Raw genomic sequence first — 3,565 nt, forward strand, 5'->3', positions numbered from 1 at the left:
CGGCGGCGATGGGGCGTTTAGAGATAAGGCGTGAGATTGGCTTTGGCGCGGATCAGGCCGAGCTTGTCGCCCTCGACACTGCCGTTGTAGCGGAAGTCCTCCAGCTCAATCGCAATGGTGTCGTCGAAGCCGTGGCGCTGAAGCTCACCGAGAACCCAGGCCCAGTTGACGACGCCCTCGCCGGGGATGCAGTAGCGCCAGTCGCCGCCGCCGCAGTGCACCGGGCGGTCGAGGCTAGGCCCTAGATTGCCATAGAGATAGGCACCGTCGCCGTCGAGCTGGGTGTCTTTGCCGTGCGCATGGATCGCACGGCCCCCGAACTCACGCAGAAACCTCTGGTAGTCCACGCCGATACGCACGAGGTGGCTAGGGTCGTAGTTGATCCCAAACTCCTCACCAGGGACGACGGCAAACATCGCGCGGAGTGTCTCGGGAGTCACGCCTAAAGCATTGTTGTTGGGCCCCGGCCAGCCCTCCACGGCGATTCGCACGCCTACCCGCGCCGCGACTTTTGCCACTTCGGGGAAGCTCTTGCTCCAGTTCTCCAGGCTCACGCGGCGGCTCTGGCTGCTGTCGGGCGGGTTGAAGGTGGTGAAGGCCTTGGTAAAGCCCTGCGCCGCCATGGCCTCCAGAGCGTTGCTACAGGTCTCAATGCCCTGCTTCTGCACCGCTTCATCGGGCGAGAGCAGCTCACGCGTGCCGCCCAGATCGCATGTCCCGAGCCCGAGGCCACTTGCCTTGAGCGCCGCAACATTCTCTGGGTTTGGCGAACCCACATCAATGGAGCCAAAGCCACTCTCAGCGGCCCAAGCCGCCATCTCTGCAAAGGGGATGCGCCCTAGCGCCCCCGGAATCCGAAATCCTACTGAAATCATTGTTTTCCTAACCTTGGTAATGTGCAAGAGCCGGATACTGGTACTCTCACTTTTGCTGTTTTAGTATACGACAAGTTAGCCTCCTAAGTCAGTCCCCGAAGGAATACCTGTTTTTGGGGAATCTATCGGCTTGTCTCAATCCCTCTCCGACAATCTAAGATATGTCTCAAGAAATGCCTGTTCAGGCATCAAAGGCTCCTTCACGACTGGAATTTATTGATCTCTTGCGTGGCTTGGCATGCTTGCTGGTATTGATCCATCATGAGCACGAGCTACTTCCTCCCCTTCCTCAGGTTGGGCCACTCTTAGAACCTGCCGTGAGTGTGATTCGGGGCGCGGCCCGGTGGGGATACTTGGGTGTTCATCTCTTTTTGGTACTCTCAGGTTTTTGTTTGATGTGGCCACTGGTCCGTAGTGGATCTCTAAGCTCTGTGCCTCTAAATCTCAAGGAATTTATCCGAAAGCGTGCACAGCGCATCTTGCCACCATACTATGTGGCGCTTGCCTTGTTTTGCACTCTGTCTTATCTAGCACCGTCACTGCTACAGAGGCCAACCGTCTGGTGGGACATTCCAGTCCATCTTTTGTGTCTCCAGAACTGCTTCCCACAGACCGTGACGACGAGCAATATTGCCTTCTGGTCGCTTGGGTTAGAAGTCCAGCTCTACGCTGCGTTTCCGCTCATGATCCTGCTCATGCGCCGCGTTGGTCTGCACAAGACCTTGGGAGCGACGTTGGTTCTGGCACTCTTGTGGCAGACACTCATGCACGAGCTTCATCCCAAGCTCTCGGAGAGCCTGCCGGACTTTGCCATCGGTGTGGCGACCTACTACGCACTCCCCGGACGCCTTTTTGAGTTTGTCTGTGGCATGGGGGCCGCGCTGCTGGTGGCTCGCCAAAGAAACGCCCCTGTCCCTAGCTTTGCTCTCTTTGCGCTGGGCCTGATGACTCTAAATCTCCTACTGATCTCACAAGCGCCGCCGCAGTTTGGCCCAATCTTTGGTTGCTGGTTTGACCAGCTCTGGGGAATCACGTTTGCTCTGATTATCATCGAGGTTGGCCGAATGAGCGAGGCACCTTGGCTCTCACAGCTTCCCGCTCGTGCGCTCAAAGGGTTCGGGACGATCTCCTTTAGCGTTTACCTGGTACACTTGCCCTTGTTTCAGCTTATCTCCAGCAAGCTGTCGCTTCTTGGACTCTCCCCCACCGCCACATTTGCCGTCGCGCTCTTCGTCATTCTGCCGTTTTTGGTGATCGCAGGGCGGGTTTTTTATCGCCTGGTCGAGGCTCCACAGCAGTTTCGAAAGCCCAAACCTCAGAGCTCGCTCATAAAATCAAAGATGATCTCATGATTGTTGTTGACCGCAAACTGAGTGCTGATAGATTCCTAGTCTGAGGCCACTTGCCTTGAGCGCCGCGACATTCTCGGGGCTCGGCGAGCCCCGATCACGGAGAGAGAGTCGAGCCTGGCAGCAGGGGCTTGCCCTCGGCAAAAGAGAGTAAGTTGGTTGCTGTCACCCGTGCAATCTCGCCCAGTGCTTCCTGGGTGAGAAACCCTTGGTGGGACGTAATGAGCACGTTGGGGAATGTCAAAAGGCGGGAGATCTCGTCGTCTTGGAGTACCTCGCTGGAGTAGTCCTCGAAGAACAAGCCTTCCTCAGCCTCGTAGACATCCAGCGCCACCCCCCCTAACGTGCCCGCTTTGAGCATATTGATGAGAGCCTTGGTCTCCACAAGCTTGCCTCGACTGGTGTTGATTAGATAGGCTCCTGGCTTCAGTTGGGCCAGCGTCTCCGTATTGAGCAGATAGCGCGACTCGGGTGTCAGGGGCAGATGCAGCGAGATAATATCGCTTTTGGAAAGCAGGGTGGAGAAGTCCACATAGCCAATGCGGTGTTCGGCCGCCCACTCCAAGGACGGGGAGGGGTCGTAGGCGAGCACTTCGGTGCCGAACCCTCGGAAAATCTGTGCTGCGACACGCCCGATCTTGCCTGTGCCGACAATCCCGACGGTCTTGCCGTGCAGATCAAAGCCCACCAGCCCGTTGAGAGAAAAATTATGCTCACGGACGCGGTTATAGGCACGATGGATTTTTCGGTTAAGTGCCAGCAAGAGCGCCACGGTGTGCTCCGCGACGGCATAGGGCGAGTAGGCAGGCACCCGTGTGACGACCATGCCCAGCGCCTTTGCCGCCATGAGATCCACGTTATTGAAGCCTGCACAGCGAAGTGTCACGAGCCGGACTCCTCGGTCGTAGAGCTGCTTGAGACACGGGGCATCCAGCAGATCGTTGACGAACACACAGACGGCTTGTGCTCCCTCTGCGCTGCTAGCGGTCTCGGTGGTGAGGCGAAACTCATGAAACGTGACCTTGAGGTTTTCGATACCAGTCACCTTTTCGAAGTACTCGCGGTCGTAGGGCTTTGTGTCGTAGAACGAGAGGGAAAGCATTTTAAAAGTGTCCTAACGGTTTCTCTAAAGATCGCTCATAAAATCAAAAACAATGTCGTTGCAGCCCGGCAGGCCCTCGTGGCCGAAGTCGGGGTAGAGGACGAGGTTTTTCTTGCTGGTGATCTTGTTGTAAGCGGCAAACTGGGTGCTGGGAGGACAGATCGTGTCCATGAGGCCGATGGGCATTAGCACGTCGGCGCGAATTCTAGCCGCCAAGTGCTGGTTGTCAATATAGCCCA

General features: G+C 56.9%; 4 protein-coding genes. 1 reads left to right on the top strand and 3 read right to left on the bottom strand.

Annotated elements, in window-relative coordinates:
* Window positions 1-17 precede the first annotated feature (17 nt).
* Complete coding sequence (locus AC1XOS_RS21110; protein WP_481964185.1) at window positions 18-875, bottom strand: sugar phosphate isomerase/epimerase family protein; 858 nt, start codon at window positions 873-875, stop codon at window positions 18-20.
* Window positions 876-1,036: 161 nt separating this feature from the next.
* On the opposite strand from AC1XOS_RS21110, the gene AC1XOS_RS21115 reads away from it, so the two are divergent.
* A complete protein-coding gene (locus AC1XOS_RS21115; RefSeq protein WP_481964186.1) occupies window positions 1,037-2,227 on the top strand; it encodes an acyltransferase family protein in 1,191 nt (396 codons plus the stop codon).
* 94 nt (window positions 2,228-2,321) lie between these two features.
* Here the strand turns inward: AC1XOS_RS21115 and AC1XOS_RS21120 are convergent, their stop codons facing one another.
* On the bottom strand, window positions 2,322-3,326 hold the full coding sequence (locus tag AC1XOS_RS21120) for a 2-hydroxyacid dehydrogenase (RefSeq protein WP_481964187.1): 1,005 nt from the start codon (window positions 3,324-3,326) through the stop codon (window positions 2,322-2,324).
* A 24-nt stretch (window positions 3,327-3,350) separates the two neighbouring features.
* On the bottom strand, window positions 3,351-3,565 hold a 215-nt coding region (locus AC1XOS_RS21125), incomplete at its 5' end, for an acetylxylan esterase (RefSeq protein WP_481964188.1).

It is taken from the genome of Armatimonas sp. (genome assembly GCF_964826245.1).